Here is a 23,733-nt window from a genome sequence, read left to right on the forward strand (position 1 = left end):
ACGGCGGCGGCCAGCACATAATGCGTGACCGGAGGAGTGACAATGTGCGGCCGGTAAGCCGCTGACGCGCAACGTTCAGTGCAGCCGCACGACCAGGGCGGCGAGGTCGATGCGCCCGCCCAGCAGCCCGATCGGCAGGTCCGCCTCTTCCTCGACGCGATCCTCCGTCCCCGGAGTCGCGGTCGCCACCCGGATCGTGCGTGCGCGGGGCGATGACCAGCCGCGCACCGTCTCCACCGGCAACCGGATACGCCAGCGCCGCCCGCCCTCGACCGCGATCGGGTGGCCGTTGATGAACACCGCACTGCCACGCGTGGCGCGCGTGCCCGAAATCTGGAGGCAGTCGACCGGTTCGCACGACACCAGCCGCGCTTGCGGCTCGGCCGCCGCGACGCCGGGCATCGCCGCCGCGGCGAGCAGCGCGATCACGATCCGGTCAGTCGATCGCAATGCCCGCCTCCTCGAACACGCGGCGCGCCGGGGCCAGAATTTCGGCATGCCGCTTCCACCGCGCCACTGCGTCGCGGTACATCGGGCGCCGCACCTGTGCCGCGCTGGGCGTCGATACCGGGGCCGTATTGTCGTGGAAGGCCAGGCACGCGTCGGACCAATCCAGTCCGGCATGATCGAGCAGCCGGCGCGTCTGCGCTTCCTGGTCCGCGACCAGATCCTCGTAGTGCAGTTCCAGCACGCGCCCCGGCAGCGCCGCGCGCCACGATGTCATCAGCCGGTCGAATCGGACGTAATAATGCGCGATGTCGGCAAGGTCGTAGCTGTAATCGTAATAGCGCGAGCCGATCGCGAACAGGTTGCGGAAATTGCTGAGCACCGTGTCCATCGGATGTCGGCGCAAGCAGACGATCCGCGCCGCCGGCAGCGCGCGCGCGATGATGCCGGTATAATGGAAATTGCCCGGAAACTTGTCGACGAAGCGCCGCGCCGCGTCGCGACGATGATGCCGCGCCCGCCGCAGATAGTCGGCGCCGATCGCGCTCATGTCCGTGCCCGCGACCGCGCGGATCGTGTCCACGTCCAGCACCTGGCGGGTGCGCGTGCCGGCCGCGGCCTTCACCGCCAGCGGCATCGCCTGTAGCTCGCCCGCACTCTCCACGTCCGGGTGCGACGACAGGATGCGGTCGACCAGCGTCGTGCCGGTGCGCGGCATGCCGATGACGAAGATCGGCGCATCGGACGGCGGTGCGGTCACCGGGCTGCCGGCGATCGTCGGCCACGCCGCCTCGATCGCGTCGAAGATCGCGGCATCGTCCGCTGCCGAATAGCCCAATGTCGCGCGATGGGCGGCGTTGGTCGCGCACAGGGTGGCGAGCGCCTCCGCCTCCCGGCCGACGTCCTCCATCTCCTTGGTCAGCGCATAGCCCAGCAGCACGCGCGACCGATCGTCGCGTGCGCGCTCCCGCACGACGGTCAGCCGCGCGATATGATGGCGTTCCGGCGTCTGCCGCCGCAGCCCGGCGAGCAGGTGGTGCGCGCGCGCATCGTCCGGCGCACGCGCCAGCAGCGCCTCGGTCGCTGCCTCCGCCGCGTCGGTGCGTCCAAGGAAGCCGAGCGTGGCGGCCTGATTGTAGCGGAAGTCGATATGGTCGGGCGCCAGCGCCACCGCGGCGTCGAAATGCGGCAGCGACGCGGCATGGTCGCCCAGCCGGGCATAGACGCAGCCCATCGTGTCGCGGCTCAACGCGTCGTCGGGCAGCATCGTCTCCGCGGCCGCCAGCGTCGCCGCGGCGTCGCCGTCGCGGCGCACCCCGACGTACAGCCGTGCCAGTTGCGCCCGATATTCGCCCGCAGGGCAGCGCGCCACCGCCCGCTCGATCAGCCCGATCGCGGTGGCGACGCGGCCCGCCGCGGCCTCGGTCAGGCCATGGAGGAACAGCGCCTCGGCGTCCTCGCCACGCTCCGCCAGCACCGCGCCGGCGAAGCGGGCGACCGCGGTCCAGTCGCCGCGCGCCAGCGCCGCGCGCGCTGCTGCGATCCGCTCGCGACGCGGGGCGCCGCCGTCGACCGGGCGCGCGTTCAGCAGCATCAGTTCGCCGTCGCCGACGCGCCGTCCTGCGCCCGCCGCGCCTGCACGCGGTCGCGCAGCGGACGCAGCGGGAACAGCGTCTGCTCGACGACCGACAACCGGCGTCGTTCGTCCTGCCCGACGATCACCCCCTCGCCCTCGCGATAGGTGCCGAACAGGCGGTCGAGCAGGATCAGCGAATTGGCATAATTGCTCCGCGTTTCGTCATAGCCGGTGGAGTGATGCAGGCTGTGATGGCGGATCGTGGTGAAGAAGAAGGAATAGAAACGCGGCGGGTCGGCGCGGACATTGGCATGCGCGAACACGGAGACGACGACCAGCACGTTGATCCCGCAGAACAGCGCCGCCAGCGACAGGTCGAACAGCGCGATCACGCTCAGGCTGATCAGGAACAATTCCAGCGGATTGCCCACCGCCCCCTTCATCGCGTTGAGCTGCGTCAAATGGTGGTGCGGCGCATGCGTGTACCACAGGAAGGTGTTGTGCATCGCACGATGCATCCAATACTGGCCGAATTCGATCACCACGATCACCAGCGCCACCTGCGCCAGAAACGGCAGGTGCATCGCCCAGTGCGTCGTGATCCCCAGCCACGTCTTGAGCGCGCGCAGCGGATCCTCCGCCAGATGCGTCGTCAGCCAGCCGATGACGGTGGCGTTGAAGATGACATAGCCGAGGTCGGTCGCGAACTCGCGCCGGTTCAGCCGCCATCCGGCGTGCCGCTCCGCCACCGCCTCGATCGCCTGCACCAGCAGCGGCACCGCGGTGGCGGCGATGACGATCGTCCACGGGCTGTCGACCCAGGCCTGTGGCGCATAGGCCCAGAAGGCGCAGACGATCGCGACGAAGGCGGGGGGCAGCAGGTCGAGCGGCTTGGTGGTCATCATCGTCCCTATGGTGTCCGTCCGGCGGAGCGGGCGCACAGGTTGGGCAGCCCGCCCACCGCGCTGGCGCGTGCGGCCAGTCCGTTCAGGAGCAGTCGTCCGATGCGGCGGGCGAGGCTGCCGATCGCATCGATGAACGCCGGTCGCTGGTCGCTGCGCACCTGTTCCTCCGTTAACGAGGGCACAGGGTGATCCAGCACGGGGTCATCGCGGCAGACGGGAATCGTCTATGGAACGCATAGGCAGCATCTATGCCCTTCGTCGTCAGGAGTGGCGTTGCGCGCGGATGCGGCGATAGACTTCGTCGATGAACAGTTGCGTCGCGGTGTCGCGCGCCGGTTGCGCGCGCGCGAGCAGGAAGATGTCGTACGACGGTTCGAACTCGGTCAGCAGGATCGGCCACAACGCGCCCGCCGCCACCGCCTCGCGCGCGGACAGTACCGGCAGGAAGCCGATACCGACGCCGTTGACGATCAGCCGTCGCGCTTCGTTGACGTCCTCCGCCACGCCATTGACGCGCGTGCCGAGCCGATAGCGGCGGCGCAGCCGGGTGATCGTCTCGATCTCGTCGGCGCCGGTCAGGACGAAGCCTTCGTCCTTCAACTCGTTGAGCCGCCCGACGCGATAGCCGAACAGCGGGTGGCTGCGCCCGCAATACAGCTGCTGGCGCTCGACGAAGAGCGGTTCGTACACCAGGCTGCCGCGATCGCCACCGTCATAGCCGACGCCGATCTCCACATCGCCGCGCTCCAGCGCGTCCAGCACCTCGCGCCACGGCGATACGCGGATCTCGATATGGATGTCGGGATTGCGGCGGTGGAAGCTGGCGATCGCCTCGTCCAGCTCGGACGAGACGATGGCGGACACCATCTGGATCCGCACGATGCCCTCGACCCGGCGTGTCGCCTGCGCGATCTGGTGCGGCATCATCCGCGCGGATTCGAGCATGTCCTCGCACAGCGCCATCATCGCCTTGCCCGCGGCGGTCATCTCCACGCCGGTGGCGGTGCGGTGGAGCAGCGTGGCGCCGACATGCTCCTCCAGCCGCTTCAGCGCGGCGCTGATGCTCGGCTGCTGCTTGTTGAGCTGGCGCGCCGCCGCGCCGATGCCGCCCGCGCGCACGATATCGACGAAGGTGCGCATCAGGTTCCAGTCGACCCGACTGGCGAATTTCCGGTCGGTCGGCACCGTCCGCTCTTCCATCAATGTCCTTCCGGCGGCCCGTTGTCAGATGGGCCATGCTTATCGCCTCATAGATCGAATTGATGCAAACCATAAATGATCTCCATCTTTCTCTATGCCCTGCGCGTGGCGATATGGCGCAATGAACGACCCCGCCGCGCTGCCGATCGTCGACATCTCCGATCTTGCTGGTTCGAGCGTCGCGGACCGCCTCGCGGTGGCGCATGCGCTGGACGACGCCTGCCGCCGCTCGGGCTTCCTCTATATCCGCGGCGCGCAGCTCGACTGGCGACTGGCCGACCGCCTGCTCGCCACCGCGAAACGCTATTTCGCGCAGGGAATGGCGGCGAAGATGGCGCATTATATCGGCGGATCGTCCAACCACAGCGGCTATGTGCCCGCGGGTGAGGAGGAGTTCGGCGGCGGCACGCGCGACCTGAAGGAAGCCTATGACGTCAACAACGACTATCCGCACGCGGAGGGACGCCGCCCGCTCCTAGGGCCGAACCTGTGGCCCGACCTGCCGGGGTTCCGCGACGACGTGCTGGCCTATTACCGCCATCTGGACGCGATCGGGCGCCAGCTGTTCGGCGCCTTCGCGTGCGCGCTCGGGCTGGCGGAGGATCATTTCGCGCCGCATCTGCGTCACCCGCCCAACCAGTTGCGGCTGATCCATTATCCGCTCGCGCCCGCGGCGGAGGATCGCCCCGGGATCGGCGCGCACACCGATTACGAATGCTTCACCCTGCTGTTCGCGACATCGGGCGGGTTGCAGGTGATGGACCGTTCGGGCGAATGGCGCGACGTGCCGCCCGTCGACGGTACGATGGTGATGAACATCGGCGACATGATGGAGCTGATGTCCAACGGCCGCTGGCTCGCCACCACGCATCGCGTGAAGAAGGTGGCGGAGGAGCGCTATTCCTTCCCGCTGTTCTTCACCTGCGACTATGACCATGTCGTCGCGCCGCTGGTACCGCCGCACGGCGCGCGTCGCTATGCCCCGATCCGCTGCGGCGAGCATCTGTTCCACCAGACCGCGCAGACCTTCGCCTATCTGAAGCAGCGGCAGGCGCGCGGCGAGGTGACGCTGGCGCAGCCGCTGCCGCTCGGGTCGTTCGGGGTGCAGGCGTGACGCTGGCGGAGCTGCTCGCCGCGCTGCCGCCGCGCACCGCCGATGCGGCCTTCCCCGCGCACCTGCTGGGCGCGTTCCGGCGGCACGCGATCACCTTCTGCAACGGGTTGACCGATATGGCCACGCGCGTCTTCTGGTTCCAGTCGCGCACGTTCACGATCGACCTGCGGCTGCCCGATGGCGCCGCGACCCCGCCCGACCTGCGGCAGGGCTGGGTCGGTGACACACGATGGGACGCGGCGGCGAGCGAGATGTCGTGGGACATCGCGTCCAGCTATCAGCCGCACGACCAATGGCCGGAGCCGGCGCGGCTGGTCGCGATCGGCAACAGCGTGATCGAGTTCGCGCCGTCGGGCGCCTATGTCGAGGACTGGCGGCAGCAGGCCGCGACCGGTGCATTGCTGGGCCTGCGCCTCGTCGCGGTCACCGATCGTGGCGACGGTGCGCGGCGACCCCGCGACGGCGGGCTGATCGTCGCGGGCGCACAGATCGCGCTCGCGATCGCGCGGGCACCGGAGGCGGGGATCGACGACTATGAGGTGTCGGTCGCGCTCGATGGCGACCGGGTGACGTGGAGCACGCAGCCGCCGCGCGTCGGCGCCGCGATCCTCGATGGCGCGTTCGCGTTGGAGCCGGACGGTTCGGTGACGCTGGCGCAGGCGACGCGGACGCTCCATTTCGCGGTCGACGCTCATGTCCCGGAGATGGCGTTCGGCATCACGACCGCATGCACCCCGGCGGCCGCGGACTGGTGGCGGCGCGAGGCGGCGCATCTCGCACGTCATGCGGTGCCGCTGCGCTGACGGCGGCCATCGCATAGGCGGCATCTATGGGGTCCATATGACGTTCGCGGGTGGCGTATTACGCCGCCGTCCGGAATCCTCCCCTTCACAGCCGTGATCAGAACGAGGGGCGACAGATGAACGGGGTTCGCGTCGGCAACAGGATCATCGGGGCGCAGTCGCCGGTGACGGTCGGATGGGAAAACGTGCCGCGGGTCGAGGGCGGGCGGTTCAAGCAGATCTTCTTCACCTGCTTCCAGCCCGCAATGCTCTTCGGGCTGATCCTCTTCTGGTATTACGCGCCCAATTCGATCGCCAAGGCATCGACCGCAATCTGGATCGGCATCGGCTTCAAGGCGCTGCTGCTGGTGATGGAATATTTCTTCCCGCGCTATGAGAGCTGGAAGCTGACGTGGAAGGAACTGACCGTCGACCTCTTCTACGTCGGTCTGGGCTATACCGCGCTGCGGCTGGTCGACGAATTCATCGGCGACGGCGCGATCATCTCGGCGATCCAGAGCGGGCTGGAATGGGACAAGCTGGCCTGGTTCATGAGTGCGCCCTTGCTGGTGCAGGCGTTCCTGATCTCGTTCATCTTCGATTTCGGGCAATATTGGATGCACCGCGGGATGCACAATTGGTATCCGCTGTGGCTGACCCACTCCGTCCACCACTACATCACGCAGCTGAACATCAACAAGGGCGCGGTCGGAAATCCGGTCGAGCTGTTCCTGATCGGGCTGGGCATCGGCGGCTTCTTCGACTTCCTGCCGCGCGCCGCGCTGCTGGCGGGGGCGATCGGGCTGGCGGTGGGCACCTACCAGCATATCAACGTCCGCTTCAACACGCCGCGCTGGTGGCGTTTCCTGTTCAACACCACCGAGCATCACAGCCTGCACCATTCGCAGGATTTCGAGGCGAGCCGCAGCAATTATTCCAACACCTATATCTTCATCGACCGCCTCTTCGGCACCTGCGTCGATGGCGAGGCGGAATTGCTGGGGATGGAGGGTGGCCGCCGCATGTCGATCCGCGAGCAGATGACCTATCCCTTCACCGAGGCGTGGAAGACGATGCGCGAGCGCTTCGGCCGCGCCCCGCACGCGGTGCCCGCGGAATGACCGCGGCGGCGATGGGCGAGGCGGCCGCACCGGCGGGCGAGGGGGCGGGCGAGGGACGGGCACCGTCGCTCCGCCGCTGGATCGAGACGATCTGGCATATCGAGGGCGCGGTCCCGCTGGCGCCCGGGCAGACGCCGGACGACGCCTTCGACCGGCTGATGCCGCTGTTCCGCCATACCGGCACGACGGTGCAGCAGCAGGGCGACACGCTGACCTTCCACAAGACCGATCCCGCGGCGCAGGATCCGCTCGCGGTCTTCGACCGCGGCGTGCTGGAGGCGCGCACCACGGATGCGGCGCCGGTGCTGCACTATCGGCTGGTCAGCCGCATCCTCCTGCTCTGCTTCCTCGCGCCGTTGCTGTTCCTGGCCTTCGCGCAGGCGACCGTGCTGGTCGGCAAGCTGGAGGCTCCCTCCGCCGAGGCCGCGAAGAAGAAGGCGGAGAAGAAGCAGATCCAGCTGCCGCAGAATGCGATCGACAAGGCGCTGGGCGCGCCCGCCCCCGATGCGCCGAAGAAGGACAAGAAGCCCGACGACGACAAGAAGCCGAAGCCCACCGCCGCCTATGTCTTCGCCGGCATCTTCGCCTTCCTCTATGTCGCCGGCCGCTTTCTGGAGGCGTGGCGCGTCAGGAAGGCGTTCGCGAAACGGCTTGCGGGGGACCTGTCGGGCGATTGATCCGTCGTTGCGACCCCGGCTCAAGACCGGGGTCGCAATGACGACGTGGCGCGATTGCACCCTACAGCATCACGCGTGCCGTCACGCGCCCGACAACGGGCTGCGGAACGCCTGTGCCAGCTTCATGACGTCGATCTGGCGATGCACGCCGCTCTTCTCGAAGATGCGCAGCAAATGGGTGCGGATCGTGCTGACGCTGACGCCCTCCGCGGCGGCGATCGCGGTGACCGGCTCGCCGCGCGCCACCGCCTCGAACACGCGCGCCTCGCTGGGGCTGAGGTCGAGCAGGCGGCGTGCAAGCCCCGGGATCGAGTCCGTCCCGCTCGCCGCCTCCGACAGAATGATCGCGACCGTGCCGGTGCGCGGCACGCCCCAGCGGAGCGTCCCCAGCGTCAGCGCCCGGAGGTGCAGCGCCGCCGCGCTGCCGTCCGCCAGCCGGATCGGCAGATCGCACGCGGACGCCGCCGGCTCGCGCACGGCGGCCAGCATCCCCGGCAGCGCGCGCGCCGCGGCAGGATCGGCGAGCGAGAGCAGGTCGTCACGCACGCGAAAGGGATCGCCACGCTCGATCATCGCCCTGGCCGCGGCATTGGCATGGAGCAGGCGTGCGCCGCCATCCACCACCACCAGCGGCATCGCCAGCCCGTCCAGCACCGCCTCGAACGTCGCGGCGGCGAGCGAGGCGCCGTCGAGCAGGCGGCTGATCGTGACCGCGCGGCGCAGATGCGGCGCGAAGAAGCGGACGCGTTCCAGATCGGCCTCGGCGATCGGGCCCTGCCGCTCGTGCCGTACCAGGCTGGCGGCGGCGAGCGCGGTGTCGTCGCGGATCAGCCCGATCGCGACCGTGTCGATCAATCCCTGCGGCCGGCGCCATTCGGTGTAATAGCGATTGTCGCTGGTGCCGTCGCCCACCGCGGGGTTCATGCGCGACAGCACCGCCGGCTGCTCGATCGGGGCCGCCGCGATCGCGCGCGTGCCGCCCCATAAGGCGACGATATCCTCGCCATAATCGCCGATCCGCTCCAGCCACGGGCTGGGGATCCCGCTGTGGAAATTGAACAGCACGCGTCCCGTCGGCATCGTCTGCAGGCTGATCGTGGCATGTTCGAAGCCCAGCAGCGCGCGCAGTCGCGCCAGCGCCGCGGGCCAGTTCTCCGGCTCCAGCGCGCAATGATAGATGTCGCCGATGAGGTCGGACACCGTCTCCGCCGACAGATCGATCGCCATGCGCAAGCCCCCCGCTCCGCCGTGAAGCCCATTTTGGCACAGGCGACGCGAAGCACGCCGCGCTCCACCATTTGGTGGACGACCGCACCGCCGGGCCGTGATCTAGCTACGCACGAAGGGGCCGCGACGCAAATCCGGGGCGGATGTCGCGGCCCGTCGACAGCAACGGGAGGCTGGGATGAGCATCGAATCGGGTCGCGAGCTGGTGTACGGCCAATATGTCCAGGCGGTGGAGGGCGATTCCGGCGTCACCACAGCGCAGGTGATGCTGTATCTGGCGGACGGACCGGCCGCCTACGACTTCAGCGTCGATTATGCGACGGACTCCTTCGTCGGCGCCACCGGCTGGGCGACTCCCGACGTCGATTATCAGAGCGTGGCGGGCACCGTCACCTTCCACGCCGGCGAGAGCAGCGTGCTGATCGACGTGCCGATCGTCGGCGACCTCGACAACGAGAGCAACGAGATCTTCTACGTGCGGCTGGCGAACCCCACCAACGGTGCCGAACTGGGGCAGGACGCCGCGGTGGTGGAGATCGTGAACGACGACAATCCCGCCGCGGGTCACATCAGCATCGGCGACGCCGTGGTGACCGAGGGCGGGCTGGCCACCGTCACGATCACGCGCACCGGCGGCAACGGCGCCTTCTCGGTCGATTTCGCGACCGGCGACGTCACCGCGACCGCGGGCAGCGACTATGCCACCGCGACCGGCACGGTGCACTTCGCCGAGCGGCAGAACACCGCCACCATCACCTTCCAGACCAACACCGATACCCAGCTGGAGAATGACGAGCGGTTCCACGTCACGCTGTCGAACGCCACCAACGACGGCACGTTCGATCGCGCCACCGGCACCGTCAACATCCTCGACAACAACGCACCGACGACGGCCGTCGCGACCAAGGTCGGCGGCGAGTTCCTGGTCGACAGCTACAGGCCCGGCGTAGCGACGAACGACGAATATCCCTCGGTCGCGCGTCTGTCGAACGGGCATTTCGCGGTGGCGTGGGACTTTCTGGGCGAAAACGGTGCCGGCGGCGCCAACGACGTGCGCGTCCGGCTGTTCGCGGCGGACGGCACGGCGCTGACCGGCGAGATCGCGGTCAACACCACGACCGACGGCTATCAGGACAATCCCTCGATCGCGGCGGTCGGCACCGGCTTCGTCGTCGCATGGCGCAGCTATGCCGAGGGCGGCGATCAAAGCGTCAAGGTCCAGCGGTTCGATGCCGCGGGCAACAAGGCGGGCGCCGAATGGTCGCTCGGCACCACCGGGCAGAGCGATCCGGAGGTCACCGCACTCGCGTCCGGCTTCCTCGTCAGCTGGCAGGACGGGCCGAGCAACACCGTCCATGCGCAGCGTTACGACGCGGCCGGCCAGCCGGTCGGCAACGAACTGGTGCTGGCGACCAATTCCTATGGCCAGTATGTGCAGGAGACGGTGGCGCTGGCCAATGGCGGCTTCGCGCTCACCTGGGCGATCGACGGCAACTGGGGACCGGATCGCGGCTCGATCGGGCTGCGCATCTTCAACGCCGACGGTACGCCCGCGACCGGCGAGCTGATCGCCAACACGCTCGACGCCAATTACCAATGGTCGCCGAGCATCAACGCGCTGGCCAACGGCAATCTGGTCGTCACCTGGACCACGCTGGACCCGATGGCCGACGGCAGCACCGGATCCTATTACGGCGAGGCGATCAAGGGACAGATCTTCTCGGCCACCGGCGCGAAGATCGGCGAGGAGTTCCGCGTCAACACGGTCGCCACGGGCGAGCAATTCCTGTCGTCGGTCATCCCGCTGGGTAGCGGCTTCGTCGTCGCATGGCAGGACGGCGACCTGTCGCAGACGCAGAAGAACACCATCCAGGGCCAGTTGTTCGATGCCAACGGCCAGAAGGTGGGCGCCGAGTTCGCGGTGAGCACGGGCACGGATACGCTGCAACAGAATGTGCAGCTCGCGGCGCTGGACGCGACGCATTTCGTGGCGACGTGGATCGCGGACGATGCCAGCGACGGCTATGGCAATTCGATCAAGGCGCAGGTGTTCAGCGCCACGATCCCCGACGTCGGCACCACCGATCACGCGCCGGTCATCACCAGCAACGGCGGCGGGGCGGACGCGACCGTGTCGATCGCGGAGAATCCGGCCGCCACGCCGGTCGCGATCACCAATGTCGTCGCCAGCGATCCCGACGGCACCGCCGTCACCTATGCCATTGGCGGCGGCGCGGATGCGGCGCTGTTCACGCTGTCCTCGACCGGCGCGCTGACCTTCGCGCCGACCGGCGGCAAGCTGGATTTCGAGGCGCCCGCCGACGCCGACGGCAACGGCATCTATGACGTCGTCGTCACCGCGACCAGCAACGGCATGGCGACATCGCAGGCGATCCATGTCGCCGTCACCGACGTCAACGAGGCACCGGTCCCGCTCGGCAAGTCGCTGATCGCCGGATACGGACAGCCCGTCACGCTCTCCGCCGCCACGTTGCTCGCGGGCGCGACCGATCCGGAGGGCGATGCGCTGGCCGTCGCGGCGGCGGGGAATGCGGCGCACGGCACCGTCACCGTCGCGGCCAGTGGCGCGGTCACCTACACCGCCTTCACCGGCTATGTCGGCAGCGACAGCTTCACCTATTCGGTATCGGACGGACGCGGCGGCGTGGGCACCGCGACGGTCGCGGTCACCGTGACCGGGCCGGGCGGTTCCAGCAGCGCGCCGGCCTATATCTACGGCGGCGGCTTCACCGCCGGGCGGACGTTCGATGTCTCGGGCGACGGCCAGACGCACAGCGTGCGGGGCACCGCCTATGACGATGTCATGATCGGCGGTGCGGGCGCGGACACGCTCAACGCCGGCGCGGGCGACGATCGCGTCTATGGCGGGGCGGGGCGCGACACGCTGACCGGCGGTGCCGGTGCCGACCAGCTATGGGGCGGCGCGGACAACGACACCTTCGTCTTCGCGCCCGGCGATGTCGCGGCGGGTGCGAAGCTGGACGAGATCATGGACTTCGAAGGCGCCGGCAACGGCTATGGCAACGGCGACGTGATCGTGTTCAGCGGGTTCGGTGCCCATGCGCGGCTGACCTATGACGCCACGCGCAGCGCCGCCTCCGGCGACCCCAGCGCGCATTATTACGACATCGACTCGGCGACGTTCCACGGCACGATCGTGGTCCATTACGTCGATAATGCGATCCTGACGCCGGGCGATTACTGGTTCCGCTGATCTTCCTGCGTCATTCCCGCCTTCGCGGGAATGACGGGGAAAGCAATCCTCAGAACGCCGACCAGTCGTCGTCCTTCACCGCCAGCGCGCCGTTCCCCGCCGCGCGCGACCGCAGTTGCACGACCGGGCGGGCGCCGGCCTGTGCGGCGCGGGCGCCCGGCGCGCGCTGTGCCTGGCCATCGACCAGGCGGAAGCTGGCGATCTGGCGCGTCATGCCGTTCGCGTCCGACGCCAGGCTGCGCACCGCGGCGGTGGCTTCTTCGACCATCGCGGCATTCTGCTGCGTCATGCCGTCCATCTCGGACACGGCGGTGTTGATCTGCTGCAACCCCGTCGCCTGTCGGTCGGCCGACGCGGCGATATCGGCGACCAGCTCGTCGATCTGCGTGATCCGCCCGATGATGCGATTGAGCGCATCGCCGGTTTCCCCCACCAGCTGCACGCCCGCGCCGATCTGGCTGGACGAGGCGGTGATGCGCGTCTTCACGTCCTTGGCGGCATCGGCGGAGCGTTGCGCCAGCGCGCGCACCTCGCTCGCCACCACCGCGAAGCCCTTGCCCGCGTCGCCTGCGCGCGCCGCCTCGACGCCCGCGTTCAGCGCCAGCAGGTTGGTCTGGAACGAGATGCCGTCGATCACGCTGATGATGTCGCTGATCTCCGCCGAGGAGCGCTCGATCCCGTTCATCGCCTCGACCGCGCGGCGCACGATCTCGCCCGACACATTGGCTTCCTCGCGTGCCTCGCCGACGATCCGGTTGGCCTGCGACGCGCCAGCGGCGGTTTCCTTCACCGTCGTGGTGATCTCGTCCATCGCCGCCGCGGTCTGCTCCAGCGAGGCGGCCTGCTGCTCGGTGCGCTGCGACAGGTCGTCGGACGCCTGGCGGATGTCGTCGGCGCCGTTGTTGATGCTGCTGGCGGCCTCGGTCACGCTCGCCAGCGTCGCCTGCAACGAGGAGACGGCGGCGTTGAAGTCGGCCTTGATCCGCGCGAACGGGCCGGTCAGATCGGCATCGATCCGCGCGACGAGGTCGCCCTCCGCCAGCTTCGTCAGCGCCTTGCCGAAGCTGTCGACGATCAGCGTCGTCTGCTCCTCCTTCGCGCGTTCCGCCGCGACCAGCTGATCGCGCAGCGCGGCGGTGGCGCCAGCCAGCTGCCCCAGTTCGTCGCGGCGCCCGATCGCCGGGATGGCGACGTCCATGTCGCCCGACGTCATGCGCTTCAGCGTCTCGACCAGCGCCAGCAGCGGGGCCACCATGTGGCGACGGCTCGCGATGCCGATCGCGACGACCAGCGCAAAGGTCGCGAAGGTCGTGATGGCGAGCAGGATGCTGGCCAGTTCCGCGATCTCCGACGCCTGTCGGTTGACGTCGGTCAGATGACCCTCGATCGCGTCCGACAGCTTGCTCATCCCGCCTTCCAGATCCTCGAAGGCGGCGAGGAACGTCGGCAGCAGCGCGGACGCCCGGGCCGGATCGGTCGTTGCGACGGCGGCGATCTTCTCGGCGGCGGCGACATAGGTGTCGACCTTCGGCTGGATGTTCTTCGCCTGGGCCATCACGACCGGCGCATCGGCATAAGCGGCATCGACCAGCACCGCCTTGCGCAGCAGGCTTGCGTCGGCCGCCAGCGCCTTGCGGCTATCCGCCAGATCGAGGTCGCCGGCACTCGCCGCGCGCAGGATCGACAGCACGTCACCGCGTACCGAATCGTGCATCATGTCCGCGGTCATATGGTTGCGCAGCAACCCCGACCCGCGGGTGATCGCGGACCGTGCCGCGCCCTGCTGGCCGTTCGACCAGACGCTTGCCCCGGCCGATACCAATACCAGCATCACGATCGCGGCGATCGCGGCCGAAACCATCCTGTTGATCGACTGCATACGATGCCCCCATCAGACGAACTGATCGTGGGGATAGACTCCGACGGTCTAATATCTGGTTATCGTGCCGATCCTACACGGCCGGCGATGTCATAATGTCACATCCGATAGTCTGTCCTGATATTCCGTAACAACGGACGGCGGCAATACGCCCAAGCAGATGGCAAGTGTTTACCACGTCGCTCAATTCGCATTCCACATGTCCATATTATCAGCCGGTCATTGATATCGATGGTATGCGAGGTTTCTTACAATGAAGAAGCTGGCACAGATGGCATCTGTCCTGACGATCATCACCGGATGCATGGGGGCGCCGGTTGCGGCGCAGACGAATGAGTCCGACAACAAAGCCTTTTCTATCAACGTCATATACAAGGCCGATGCGACCGGCGTGGCGACCGGCGGGGTGCGGCGCGGCGTGCGCTTCCTGGATAATCTCGACGTTGTCGCGGATGCCGATCTGGACCGCGCGATCGCGTGGAAGCGTGCGTCGGCGCATGTCTCGCTGCTCAACAATCTGGGCGGGCGGCCGAACGATCTGGTTGGCTCGATCCAGGGCGTCGACAATATCGAGGTCGCGAACAGCCGGCTGAAACTCTACGAGGCGTGGCTGGAACAGGGCATCGGCGAGCGGGTGACGCTGCGCGCCGGGCTGTACGACGTGAACAGCGAATTCTACCAGAACGATGCCGCCGGGCTGCTGGTGTCGCCGATGTTCGGCGTCGGGTCGGAACTGGCGTCGACGGGCACCAACGGCCCGGCGATCTTCCCGTCGACCGCGCTCGCGGTGCGGCTGCGCGTGGCGACCGAGCGGCACTATGCCGCGATTGCGGTCGTCAATGCGAAGGCGGGGACGATCGGCGATGCGGAGGGCGTCGACCTGTCGGGCCGCGACGGCGCGCTGCTGATCGGGGAGGCGGGGCTGACCGGGCGCGGCAAGCTGGCGGTGGGCGCATGGCGCTATACCCGCAAGCAGCCGGCGATCATCCCGCCCGGCGTGACGGTGACCGACGATCATCATCTGTCGCAGGGCATCTATCTGCTGGCGGAGCACGACCTGATCGGGGAGGCGGAGGGCGATGCGCGGCATCTGGTCGGCTTCCTGCGGCTGGGCGTGTCGGACGGCCGCACCACGCCGTTCCGCGGCGGGTGGCAGGCCGGGATGCTGCTGGAACGCGCCGTCGCGACGCGCCCCGCCAGCGCCTTCTCGTTGGGGGCGGGCAATGGTGCGCTCGCGCGCAGCTACCGGCTGAGCAACCCCGCCGACCTGCCGCCGCTCGGCACCAGCGAGACGATCGTCGAGGTCACCTACCGCGACGAGATCGTCCCCGGCGTGTCGCTGCAACCCGACATCCAATATGTCATCAACCCGTCCGCCGATCCGACGATCGACGATGCGCTGGTGCTGGGCATCCGCGTGTCGATCGACTGGTCGGCGTGACCCCTCACGCCAGCGGCCAGAAGAACAGGATCAGCGGCGTTCCCAGCACCAGCACCAGCAGCGACAGGGGCGCGCCCAGCCGCGCATAATCGCCGAACCGATAGCCGCCGGGGCCGAGCACCAGCGTGTTGCACTGGTGCCCGATCGGGGTCAGGAAGTCGCAGCCCGCCCCCACCGCGGTCGCCATCAGGAACGCCTCCGGCCGATAGCCGAGGTCGCCCGCGAACTGCGCCGCGATCGGCGCCATCACCAGCACGGTCGCGGCATTGTTCAGGAACGGCGTCACCGCCATCGCTGCCGCCAGGATCAGCGCCACCGCGCCCCAGGCCGGCAGCGTGGTCGCGAACTGCGCCAGCCAGGTCGCGATCACGTCGGAGGCGCCGGTGGTGCGCAGCGAATCCGATACCGGGATCAGCGCGCCCAGCATGATCAGGATCGGCCATTCGACATGGTCATAGGCGTCGCGCGGCGAGATCGCGCCGGTCGCCATCACCAGCCCGGCGGCGGCGAAGAAGGCGACCGCGACCGGCACCCATCCCATCGCGGTCAGGAACATCGCCACTGCCAGGATCGAAATCGGCAGCCAGGTCGCACGCCGCGAGCCGAGCCGCAGGTCGCGCTCCGCCAGCGGCAGGCAGCCGAGCTCGCGCAATTTCTCCGGCATGGTGTCGAGCGGTCCCTGCAGCACCACGACATCGCCCGCGCGCAGCACCGTATTGGCCAGCCGCCGCGCCAGCCGCTCGCCGCGGCGCGAGATGGCGATCAGGTTGACCCCGAACAGCCGCTGAAGGTTCAGCCCGCCCGCGGTCTGCCCCTCCAGCCGCGAACCGACGTTCACCACCGCCTCGATCACCCCGACCTCGCCGGCGTCGCCGTTCTTTTCCCTGCCGTTCTCCTTGTCGCGGCGCTCCTGTGCCTTTTCGCGCGCCTCGCCTTCATAGGCGAGGCGGTCGCCAGCGATCACGCGCTCCAGTGCGTCGGGCTCGCCGCCCAGGATCAGCGTGTCGCCCTCGCGCAGTTCGGTGTCGGGCAAGGGCGCGCTGCGCATCCCCGCGCGCAGCAGCTGCGTCATCGTCACCTCGCCCTCGTGCCGGTCGAGGAACGCCTGCACCGTCTCCCCCACCGCGGGCGAGCCGGGGGTCAGCACCACTTCGGTGACATAGGCGGTGATATCCAGCGCCTCGCCCATCGTCGGCGCGGCGCGGCGATCGCGCGGGATCAGGCGATAGGCGAAGCGCAGATAGATCAGCCCGATCACGAACAGCCCCAGCCCGACCGGCGTATAGTCGAACATGCCGAACGGCTCGCCCGTCATCTGTTCGCGCGCGCGGCTGACGATGATGTTGGGGGAGGTGCCGACCAGCGTCATCAACCCGCCCAGAAGGGCCGCGAACGACATCGGCATCAGGAAGACCGACGGGCTGGCATCGTTCTTCTTCGCCATCTGGAACGAGGCCGGCATCAGCATCGCGAGCGCGCCGATATTCTTCACCAGCGCGCTGGCAACCCCGACCGATCCGGCGAGCACCAGCAATTGCGAGCGCACCCGCGTCACCCGTCGCCCGACACGTCGCAACGCGCGCTCCACCACGCCGGAGCGCTGGACCGCAGCGGAGATGACCAAAGCGGATCCGACGATGATAACGATATCGTCGGAAAAGCCGCGAAACGCGTCCCCGGGTTTGACGATCCCCAGCAGCAGCGCGACGAGCAGCGCGATGATCGCGGTCACATCGTAGCGGAACCGGCCCCAGATGAAGAGCGCCATCATGCCGATGAGCGTCGCGATGGAGAGTAGCTGGGGCAGCGTCATGGTCGATAGCGCAAATGCGCGAGACCGGCACAATGTCCGGCGCCGCGTGCAAATGGGTGATACGGGTTCCCGTCCATCGACAACGTCCCCCCGCCCGGCTTCACTCCCCGCCCTGACGGACAGCGAGGGATCGTGGTCGATGCGATATGACGGCAAGGTGGTGATCGTGACCGGCGGCGGCTCCGGCATCGGCGAGGCGACGGTGCGGCGGTTCGCGCAGGAAGGGGCGTCGGTCGTCGTCGCCGACAACCGTGCCGAGGCGATGCGGGGCGTGCTGGCCGCGATCGGCGGCGAGGGGCGGCACCTGGGTGTGGTCGTCGACGTCATCGATCCCGACGCGATCGGCCGCATGATCGACGACACGATGGCGCGGTTCGGGCGGCTCGATACATTGGTCAACAATGCCGGCATGGGATCGTTCGGCAAGGTGACCGATATCGATCTCGACCATTGGAACACGGTGATGGCGGTCGATGTCGCGTCGATCTTCTGGGCGTCGCGGCAGGCGATGCCGCATCTGGTCGCGACCGGCGGCTCGATCGTCAACGTCGCCTCGGCCTCCGGCATGGCGGCGGATTATGGCTTTGCGGCGTATAATGCGGCTAAGGCGGCGGTGCTCAACCTGACGCGCGCGATGGCGATCGACCATGCGCCCGCGGTGCGCGTCAATGCGGTCAGCCCCGGCCTCACCGCGACCCCGCTCGCCACCGGGCTGACCGGGAACCCTGCGATCATGCAGGCCTATGACGGCGTGCTGCCGATGGCACGCCCGGCCCGCCCGGACGAGATTGCGTCCGCAATCGCCTTCCTGGCGTCGGACGACGCCTCCTATGTCAACGGGCACAATCTGGTGATCGACGGCGGCATGACCGCGCACACCGGTCAGCCCCATTTCACGAAGCTGCTGGGCGGCGACAGCCATCTGGCGGGCGCCGATACGGCGGTGCGGTGACCGTGCGTCGAAGCGACATTCATGCCACCAACCGTTCGTGCTGAGGAGAGGCTGAGCCTGTCGAAGCCTCGTCTCGAAGCACATGCACCCTTCGAGACGCCGTTTCGACTGCGCTCAACGGCTCCTCAGGGCGAACGGAGAGGAAGGTCGACGGCTCCGCGTCAATGCGGCCCATTCCCCGCCGCGACCATCGCCGCGACCAGCGCGGAACGGTTGTGGATCGACAGCTTGGCATAGATGCGGCGCAGGTGGTTCTCGATCGTATGCTCGGTCAGATCGGTCAGATAGGCGATCTCCTTGTTCTGCCGCCCCTGACAGACCAGTGTCGCAATCTCCATCTCGCGCGGAGACAGCCGCTTGGCGACCGGCGACGACGCCCCGTCGCAGCGGTCGAAATAGCTGGAGCGGAAGCTGCTGAGCCCGTTGGCGCTGCTCAGCAGCTGGCGCAGCATCTGCCCGCCGATCATGTCCTGCAACCGTCGCGTCAGCATGTCGAGCTGCGGCAGGACGATATCGCCTTTGGCGCCCGCGGCGCGGCGGCGGTGCAGGCCCACGGTGGCGTACAGGCCCGGCAGCAGCCGGCGCGTGGAGGCGCCGACCACCTGCACGTCATGCTCGACCATGAAATGCCAATAGCGCGCCGGCGGCGGCCCCGCCTGCAACCGGCGGTCGTTCGCCAGCAGCACGCCGTCGTCGTCGGCGATGTCCTTGCGTTCCTGGATCGAGGGATCGGTGAACGGATCCTCGTGGAAGATCGCGTGCCGTTCGTAGCGGTCCTGCAACTCGCGCGAGATATTGTGGTGGAACAGATAGGAGATGCGCGGCGCCGTGCCGGTGCGGTCGCACAGGAAGATCGACGCGCTGTCGAGGCTGCAGCTGTCGACGATGTGGCGCGTGAAGTCGCGCGCATCGCCCGATAACGTCAGTTCCATCTCGCTCTCCTTCGATCGCCCGCTTTCATCGGGTCAATTCGTCGGCCTCGTTTGTAGCGCAAGCGCATCGCCCGAAACCAGCCGCGCCTCTGTAGCGCGCGCGGGCAGGCGATGCAGCTTACGGATTTCCGTCGATCCCCGCACTGCGCAACTCTGCCTAGCATGCCCGCCGACACGACGCAGGATGGGGATGAGTGATGGCGGACGCGGATGATCGGCACCGGACGACCGACGGCGGCACGGCGGTCGCGCGGGCGATGAAGGCGGCAGGGGTCACGACGATCTTCGCGCTCCACGGCGGCCACCTCGACGCCGCGTTCAAGGGCTTTCTGGACGAAGGCATCACGCTGGTGGATACTCGGCACGAGGCGTGCGCGGGTCATGCCGCGGAGGGCTGGGCGCGCGTGACCGGCGGGCTGGGCGTGTGCATGATCACGGCGGGTCCGGGCTTCACCAACGCGCTCACGTCGATGGCGAATGCCCGGCTCGACGGCGTGCCGGTGCTGTTCATGGCGGGCGCGCCGCCGCTGCGCGAGGAAGCGCTCAACGTCCTTCAGGGCGGGGTCGACCAGATCGCGATGGCACGCCCGGTCGTGAAGCATGCGATCCGCATCACCGACCCGCACCGCATCGCCGACCAGCTCGCCAATGCGATCACGATCGCGCTGGGCGGGCGCCCCGGCCCGGTCTTCGTCGAACTGCCGATCGACGTGCTGGCCAAGTCGGCGGACCTGCCGGCGGTCATGCCCCGGCCGGTCCCGCCGGTCGCGACCGCGCCGATGCCGGCGCAGGTGGATGCGGTCGACGCGCTGCTGAAGACGGCGCAGCGTCCGGTCGCGATCCTGGGCGGGCTGGCGCGCTATCAGGCGACGCCCGCGCAGGTCGCCGCCTTCCTCGACACGCTTGGTATCCCGGTGGTCCATTCCAGCCGCGCGCTGGGCCTCGTCGACCCCGCGCACCCGGCCTATGCCCACGATCCCAGCGCGATCGCGGTGGCGGGTGCGGAGGGGCAGGCGCCCGACCTGATCCTGATGCTCGGCTCGCGCTTCGGCCTGTTCCTCGGCGGGCGCACCCGCGCCTTCTTCCCGGAGGACGCGGCGATCGTGCAGGTCCATGCCGACGTCGCGGAATTCGGGCTGATCCACGAACCAGCGGTGGCCACCACCGCCAGCGTCGGCGCGTTCATGGACGCGGTGGCTGCCGCCTGGGACGAGCCCGCGGCGCGCTTCCACGCGTGGCGCGACACGATGCGCGCCGCCGCCAGCACGGTGGGCGCGGAGTTCGTCGAGGAAACCGCCTCGGGCAAGATCAACCCCTATTTCGCCACCCGCGCCGCGGTCGAGGGCTCGCCGGAGGGCACCAGTTTCGTGCTGGAGGGCGGCGAGGCGGGCCTGTGGGCCGGCTATCACGCGCGCGTCGCGCACGCCGGCGGCGTGCTGACCTTCGGGCAGCTCGGCGCGCTCGGCACCGGGTTCGGCTTCGCATTGGGCGCGGCCTATGCGCGGCCGGGCAAGCCGGTGGTGCAGATCACCGGCGACGGCGCGGTCGGCTTCCACCTCCAGGAATTCGAGACGATGGTGCGCCAGCGCCTTCCGATCGTCACCGTTGTGATGAACAACAGCTGCTGGGGACAGTCGATCCACGGCCAGCAGATCCTCTACGGCCCGAACTACAGCTGCATCTCGGTACTGGGCGACATCAAGTACCACGAGATCGCGCAAGGCTTCGGCCTCTACGGCGAGCGCGTCACCACGCTCGACGAGATCGGGCCGGCGATCGCGCGTGCCTTCGCCTCGGGCAAGCCGGGGTGCATCGACGTGGTGGTCGACGCCGACCTGGTGCTGCCGATGACCTCGGCGATGCTGGGCGAGGCGGGGCCGGACGAGGTGATGGTGCCCTATTACGAGAACTTCAAGCTGTGAGGGCCGCGGTCCTGCAGGGCGGGCGCCTCTCGCTGGAGGAGGTACCGGAGCCGGTGCCCGCCGCGGGGCTGGTGCTGGCCGCGCCGCTGGCGTGCGGCGTGTGCGGCAGCGACCTGCACGCGCGCGACCATGCGCCGCATCTGTGCAACCTGCTCCACCGCGCTGGTTTTCGCGGCTTCATGGACCCCGCACGGCCGGTGGTGATGGGGCATGAATTCTGCGCCGAACTGGTGGAGCCGGCCGCCGGCCTGCCGCGCGGCGCGCGCGTGGTGTCGCAGCCGTTCCTGATCGGCGATCAGGGCGTGGCGCTGATCGGCTTTTCCAACACCTATAACGGCGCCTTCGCGGAGCGGATGCTGTTGCAGGAGGATGCGCTGCTTGGCGTCCCCGACCACGTCGCGACCGACATCGCCGCACTGACCGAGCCGCTCGCGGTCGCGGTCCATGCGGTCAACCAGGCGGATGTCGGCGCGGGCTGCGTCTTCGCGGTGCATGGCTGCGGCCCGGTCGGGCTGTTCGTCATCGCACGACTGCGCGCGTTGGGGCTGGGACCGATCCTGGCGGTCGATCCGGTCGCCTCGCGCCGGGCGATGGCGGAGCGGATGGGCGCCGACGCGGTGATCGCGCCCGATGGCGATGCGGTGACCCGCTGGTGGGCACAGCAGGGGCTGCACGCCGGTCTCTCCGACAGCATGGCATCCGGCGACGCGTCGAAGCGCGCGGTGATCTTCGAATGCGTCGGACGGCCGGGCATGCTCACCGCGCTGGCGGAGGGTGGTCCGGTGGGCGCGACGATCGTCGTCGTCGGCGTCTGCATGGAGGTGGACGCGATCGAACCCGCGCTGATGATCCAGAAGGCGATCCAGCTACGCTTCGTCTTCGCCTATTCGGCGGAGGAGTTCCAGACTGCGTTCGACATGATCGTCGCCGCACCCGATGCATTGACGCCGATGGTGACGGGGGAGGTGACGATCGCCCATATCGACGACGCCTTTGCCAGCCTGACGGCGGGCGGCGAACAGATCAAGATGATGGTCCGCCCCGCCTGACGGGAGCGGGACGCAAGAGGAGAGCGACATGCGCGAGGCATTGCAATTCTACATCGACGGCCGCTGGGTCGCCCCCAACGGATCGAGCGTCATCGACGTGATCGACCCCGCCGACGCCAGCGTCGCGGGCCGTGTCGCGCTGGGCGACGCCAGCGATGTCGACGCCGCGGTGATGGCGGCGCGGCGCGCGTTCGACAGCTTCTCGCGCACCAGCGTGCGCGAGCGTGCCGAGCTGCTGGATGCGATCATCGCCGCCTATACCAGGCGCGGTGGCGACCTGGCCGAGGCGGTGACCGCGGAAATGGGCGCGCCCGCCTGGCTGGCGAGCGGCGCGCAGGTGCCGATCGGCATCGCGCACCTTCAGGTCGCGCGGCAATTGCTCGACGATTACGACTTCACCGAGGTCCGCGGCGCCACGCTGCTGGCGAAGGAGCCGGTCGGCGTCTGCGGCTTCATCACGCCGTGGAACTGGCCGCTCAATCAGATCGCGTGCAAGGTCGCGCCCGCACTCGCGGTCGGCTGCACCATGGTGCTGAAACCGTCCGAGGTCGCGCCCTTCACCGGCCATATCTTCGCGGAGATCATGGCGGAGGCGGGCGTTCCCGCGGGCGTGTTCAACCTCGTTCACGGCGACGGCCCCGGCGTCGGTGCGGCGCTGTCGTCGCATCCGCAGGTCGACATGGTCAGCTTCACCGGGTCGACCCGCGCCGGTGTCGAGGTGGCGCGCGCCGCCGCGCCCACCGTCAAGCGCGTGCATCAGGAGCTGGGCGGCAAGTCCGCGAATATCGTGCTGCCGTCGGCCGACCTGCGCGCCGCGGTCGCGGGCGGGGTGGACGCGATGATGGTCAATTCCGGCCAGTCGTGCAACGCGCCCTCGCGTATGCTGCTCCCCGCCGCGCAGATGGCGGAGGCGAAGACGATCGCCGCGGAGGCCGCCGCCGGCAACACCGTCGGCACGCCGTCGAGCAACGCGAAGCTGGGGCCGGTGGTCAGCGAGCTGCAGTGGGACAAGATCCAGCGGTTGATCCAGGCAGGCATCGACGAGGGCGCGACATTGGTCGCGGGCGGCACCGGACGGCCCGAGGGGCTGGACGATGGCTATTACGTCAAGCCGACCGTCTTCGCCGACGTCACCAACGACATGACGATCGCGCGCGAGGAGATCTTCGGCCCCGTGCTGACGATGCTCGCCTATGACGATGTCGAACAGGCGATCACGGTCGCCAACGATACCGTTTATGGCCTTGCCGCTTATGTCCAGGGCGATCTGGAGGAGGCGCGGCAGGTCGCGTCGCGGCTGCGCGCCGGGCAGGTGTATCTCAACTATCCGGAGCTGGACATGACCGCGCCGTTCGGCGGCTACAAGCAATCGGGCAACGGCCGCGAATGGGGGGCGCACGCCTTCGGCGAGTTCCTGGAGGTGAAGGCGGTGATGGGCTACGCGCCCGCGGGGAAGTAACG

Annotated in this window: 19 protein-coding genes; 10 read left to right on the forward strand and 9 right to left on the reverse strand. The window is 68.7% G+C overall.

Going from position 1 to position 23,733, the window contains the following annotated elements; genetic code table 11:
• Positions 1–75: 75 nt before the first annotated feature.
• The 5 genes from PGN14_RS04025 to PGN14_RS04045 form a co-directional block, all read right to left on the reverse strand.
• Positions 76–450: a hypothetical protein gene (locus PGN14_RS04025; protein WP_335298146.1), complete on the reverse strand. Its 375-nt coding sequence runs from the start codon at positions 448–450 to the stop codon at positions 76–78.
• Positions 437–2,041, reverse strand: coding sequence for a tetratricopeptide repeat-containing sulfotransferase family protein (locus PGN14_RS04030; protein WP_335298147.1), 1,605 nt, complete (start codon positions 2,039–2,041; stop codon positions 437–439). Before PGN14_RS04030 ends, PGN14_RS04025 begins: the two co-directional genes overlap by 14 nt.
• Positions 2,041–2,928, reverse strand: coding sequence for a sterol desaturase family protein (locus tag PGN14_RS04035; RefSeq protein ID WP_335298148.1), 888 nt, complete (start codon positions 2,926–2,928; stop codon positions 2,041–2,043). The genes PGN14_RS04030 and PGN14_RS04035 overlap by 1 nt, the downstream gene beginning before the upstream one ends.
• 5 nt (positions 2,929–2,933) lie before the next feature.
• Positions 2,934–3,110, reverse strand: coding sequence for a hypothetical protein (locus tag PGN14_RS04040; RefSeq protein WP_335298149.1), 177 nt, complete (start codon positions 3,108–3,110; stop codon positions 2,934–2,936).
• A gap of 79 nt (positions 3,111–3,189) precedes the next feature.
• Positions 3,190–4,128: a LysR family transcriptional regulator gene (locus PGN14_RS04045; RefSeq protein WP_335298150.1), complete on the reverse strand. Its 939-nt coding sequence runs from the start codon at positions 4,126–4,128 to the stop codon at positions 3,190–3,192.
• A 121-nt stretch (positions 4,129–4,249) separates the two neighbouring features.
• Here PGN14_RS04045 and PGN14_RS04050 point away from each other — a divergent pair, with 121 nt between their 5' ends.
• The 4 genes from PGN14_RS04050 to PGN14_RS04065 all read left to right on the forward strand — a co-directional run bounded on the left by PGN14_RS04050 (position 4,250) and on the right by PGN14_RS04065 (position 7,822).
• A complete protein-coding gene (locus tag PGN14_RS04050) occupies positions 4,250–5,242 on the forward strand; it encodes an isopenicillin N synthase family dioxygenase (protein WP_335298151.1) in 993 nt (330 codons plus the stop codon).
• Positions 5,239–6,045, forward strand: coding sequence for a hypothetical protein (locus PGN14_RS04055; protein ID WP_335298152.1), 807 nt, complete (start codon positions 5,239–5,241; stop codon positions 6,043–6,045). Before PGN14_RS04050 ends, PGN14_RS04055 begins: the two co-directional genes overlap by 4 nt.
• A 116-nt stretch (positions 6,046–6,161) precedes the next feature.
• A complete protein-coding gene (locus tag PGN14_RS04060) occupies positions 6,162–7,145 on the forward strand; it encodes a sterol desaturase family protein (RefSeq protein WP_335298153.1) in 984 nt (327 codons plus the stop codon).
• Positions 7,142–7,822: a hypothetical protein gene (locus PGN14_RS04065; RefSeq protein WP_335298154.1), complete on the forward strand. Its 681-nt coding sequence runs from the start codon at positions 7,142–7,144 to the stop codon at positions 7,820–7,822. Before PGN14_RS04060 ends, PGN14_RS04065 begins: the two co-directional genes overlap by 4 nt.
• An 81-nt stretch (positions 7,823–7,903) precedes the next feature.
• Here PGN14_RS04065 and PGN14_RS04070 read toward each other — a convergent pair whose 3' ends face one another.
• Positions 7,904–9,049 (reverse strand): helix-turn-helix transcriptional regulator, encoded by a 1,146-nt coding sequence (locus PGN14_RS04070; RefSeq protein WP_335298155.1) that lies wholly within the window; start codon positions 9,047–9,049, stop codon positions 7,904–7,906.
• 178 nt (positions 9,050–9,227) lie between these two features.
• Here PGN14_RS04070 and PGN14_RS04075 point away from each other — a divergent pair, with 178 nt between their 5' ends.
• Entirely contained in the window at positions 9,228–12,284 is a 3,057-nt protein-coding gene (locus PGN14_RS04075) for a Calx-beta domain-containing protein (protein ID WP_335298156.1), read from the forward strand.
• A gap of 49 nt (positions 12,285–12,333) precedes the next feature.
• Here PGN14_RS04075 and PGN14_RS04080 read toward each other — a convergent pair whose 3' ends face one another.
• Positions 12,334–14,163, reverse strand: a complete 1,830-nt coding sequence (locus tag PGN14_RS04080) for a methyl-accepting chemotaxis protein (protein WP_335298157.1) — start codon at positions 14,161–14,163, stop codon at positions 12,334–12,336.
• A 271-nt stretch (positions 14,164–14,434) separates the two neighbouring features.
• On the opposite strand from PGN14_RS04080, the gene PGN14_RS04085 reads away from it, so the two are divergent.
• Entirely contained in the window at positions 14,435–15,604 is a 1,170-nt protein-coding gene (locus PGN14_RS04085; protein WP_335298158.1) for a carbohydrate porin, read from the forward strand.
• Between the two features lie 4 nt (positions 15,605–15,608).
• Here PGN14_RS04085 and PGN14_RS04090 read toward each other — a convergent pair whose 3' ends face one another.
• Positions 15,609–17,417, reverse strand: a complete 1,809-nt coding sequence (locus PGN14_RS04090; RefSeq protein WP_335298159.1) for an SLC13 family permease — start codon at positions 17,415–17,417, stop codon at positions 15,609–15,611.
• Positions 17,418–17,556: 139 nt separating this feature from the next.
• Between PGN14_RS04090 and PGN14_RS04095 the strand changes: the two genes are divergently transcribed.
• The gene (locus PGN14_RS04095) at positions 17,557–18,369 is read left to right on the forward strand and encodes an SDR family NAD(P)-dependent oxidoreductase (RefSeq protein WP_335298160.1); all 813 of its coding nucleotides are present in this window, start codon (positions 17,557–17,559) and stop codon (positions 18,367–18,369) included.
• Between the two features lie 161 nt (positions 18,370–18,530).
• On the opposite strand, the gene PGN14_RS04100 is transcribed toward PGN14_RS04095, so the two are convergent.
• Complete coding sequence (locus tag PGN14_RS04100) at positions 18,531–19,301, reverse strand: helix-turn-helix transcriptional regulator (RefSeq protein WP_335298161.1); 771 nt, start codon at positions 19,299–19,301, stop codon at positions 18,531–18,533.
• Between the two features lie 197 nt (positions 19,302–19,498).
• On the opposite strand from PGN14_RS04100, the gene PGN14_RS04105 reads away from it, so the two are divergent.
• From PGN14_RS04105 to PGN14_RS04115, 3 genes are read left to right on the forward strand one after another with little or no spacing between them, the layout of a single operon-like run.
• Positions 19,499–21,223: a thiamine pyrophosphate-binding protein gene (locus tag PGN14_RS04105; protein WP_335298162.1), complete on the forward strand. Its 1,725-nt coding sequence runs from the start codon at positions 19,499–19,501 to the stop codon at positions 21,221–21,223.
• Positions 21,220–22,272 carry a zinc-binding dehydrogenase gene (locus tag PGN14_RS04110; RefSeq protein WP_335298163.1) on the forward strand — a complete coding sequence of 351 codons (1,053 nt, stop codon included), beginning with the start codon at positions 21,220–21,222 and terminating at the stop codon, positions 22,270–22,272. Before PGN14_RS04105 ends, PGN14_RS04110 begins: the two co-directional genes overlap by 4 nt.
• Positions 22,273–22,300: 28 nt before the next feature.
• Positions 22,301–23,731, forward strand: a complete 1,431-nt coding sequence (locus PGN14_RS04115; RefSeq protein ID WP_335298164.1) for an aldehyde dehydrogenase family protein — start codon at positions 22,301–22,303, stop codon at positions 23,729–23,731.
• Positions 23,732–23,733 lie beyond the last annotated feature (2 nt).

It is taken from the genome of Sphingomonas adhaesiva (assembly GCF_036946305.1).
Lineage (GTDB): Bacteria > Pseudomonadota > Alphaproteobacteria > Sphingomonadales > Sphingomonadaceae > Sphingomonas > Sphingomonas adhaesiva_B.